Genomic DNA, 2,185 nt, shown 5'->3' with positions numbered 1-2,185 from the left:
ATTATAAACATTTCTTTCGAAATGTCAAGAAGAAATTTTAATATATATTCCTTCAAAACTAGATAACATTTGCTACATATTATATGGTTAAGTCCTCGATCTATTAGTATTCGTCAGCTCCACATGTCACCATGCTTCCACCTCGAACCTATCAACCTGATCATCTTTCAGGGATCTTACTAGCTTACGCTATGGGAAATCTCATCTTGAGGGGGGCTTCATGCTTAGATGCTTTCAGCACTTATCCCTTCCGCACATAGCTACCCAGCGATGCCCTTGGCAGAACAACTGGTACACCAGCGGTGCGTCCATCCCGGTCCTCTCGTACTAAGGACAGCTCCTCTCAAATTTCCTGCGCCCACGACGGATAGGGACCGAACTGTCTCACGACGTTCTGAACCCAGCTCGCGTACCGCTTTAATGGGCGAACAGCCCAACCCTTGGGACCGACTACAGCCCCAGGATGCGATGAGCCGACATCGAGGTGCCAAACCTCCCCGTCGATGTGGACTCTTGGGGGAGATAAGCCTGTTATCCCCGGGGTAGCTTTTATCCGTTGAGCGATGGCCCTTCCATGCGGAACCACCGGATCACTAAGCCCGACTTTCGTCCCTGCTCGACTTGTAGGTCTCGCAGTCAAGCTCCCTTATGCCTTTACACTCTACGAATGATTTCCAACCATTCTGAGGGAACCTTTGGGCGCCTCCGTTACTTTTTAGGAGGCGACCGCCCCAGTCAAACTGCCCACCTGACACTGTCTCCCGGGTCGATAAGACCCGTAGGTTAGAATTTCAATACAGTCAGGGCGGTATCCCACCAGCGCCTCCACCGAAGCTAGCGCTCCGGTTTCAAAGGCTCCCGCCTATCCTGTACAAACTGTACCAAAATTCAATATCAGGCTACAGTAAAGCTCCACGGGGTCTTTCCGTCCTGTCGCGGGTAACCTGCATCTTCACAGGTACTATAATTTCACCGAGTCTCTCGTTGAGACAGTGCCCAGATCGTTACGCCTTTCGTGCGGGTCGGAACTTACCCGACAAGGAATTTCGCTACCTTAGGACCGTTATAGTTACGGCCGCCGTTTACTGGGGCTTCAGTTCAGAGCTTCGGGTTACCCCTAACCCCTCCCCTTAACCTTCCAGCACCGGGCAGGCGTCAGCCCCTATACTTCGCCTTACGGCTTCGCAGAGACCTGTGTTTTTGCTAAACAGTCGCTTGGGCCTATTCACTGCGGCTTTCTCGGGCTTTCACCCTAAGAGAGCACCCCTTCTCCCGAAGTTACGGGGTCATTTTGCCGAGTTCCTTAACCAGAGTTCTCTCGCACACCTTAGGATTCTCTCCTCGCCTACCTGTGTCGGTTTGCGGTACGGGCACCTCTCACCTCGCTAGAGGCTTTTCTTGGCAGTGTGGAATCAGGAACTTCGCTACTAAATTTCGCTCGCCATCACAGCTCAGCCTTCACGGGAAACGGATTTGCCTATTTCCCAGCCTAACTGCTTGGACGCGGATATCCAATACCGCGCTTACCCTATCCTTCTGCGTCCCCCCATTGCTCAAACGATGAAGAGGTGGTACAGGAATATCAACCTGTTGTCCATCGCCTACGCCTGTCGGCCTCGGCTTAGGTCCTGACTAACCCTGAGCGGACGAGCCTTCCTCAGGAAACCTTAGGCATTCGGTGGACGGGATTCTCACCCGTCTTTCGCTACTCATACCGGCATTCTCACTTCTAAGCGCTCCACCAGTCCTTCCGGTCTGACTTCACTGCCCTTAGAACGCTCTCCTACCACTGTTCGAAGAACAGTCCGCAGCTTCGGTGATACGTTTAGCCCCGGTACATTTTCGGCGCAGAGTCACTCGACTAGTGAGCTATTACGCACTCTTTAAATGGTGGCTGCTTCTAAGCCAACATCCTAGTTGTCTAAGCAACTCCACATCCTTTTCCACTTAATACACACTTTGGGACCTTAGCTGGTGGTCTGGGCTGTTTCCCTTTTGACTACGGATCTTATCACTCGCAGTCTGACTCCTAAGGATAAGTCATTGGCATTCGGAGTTTGACTGAATTCGGTAACCCGGTGGGGGCCCCTAGTCCAATCAGTGCTCTACCTCCAAGACTCTTACCTTAAGGCTAGCCCTAAAGCTATTTCGGGGAGAACCAGCTATCTCCAGGTTCGATTGGAAT

1 rRNA gene (only partly in view) is annotated in these 2,185 nt (G+C 51.9%); it reads right to left on the bottom strand.

The window, feature by feature from the left end:
• Window positions 1-83: 83 nt before the first annotated feature.
• Window positions 84-2,185 (bottom strand): 23S ribosomal RNA (locus ACWFRU_RS42155) (it continues 828 nt past the right edge of the window).

The organism is Streptomyces sp. NPDC055099 (genome assembly GCF_053607685.1).
This window is presented reverse-complemented; position numbering and strand designations above follow the sequence as displayed.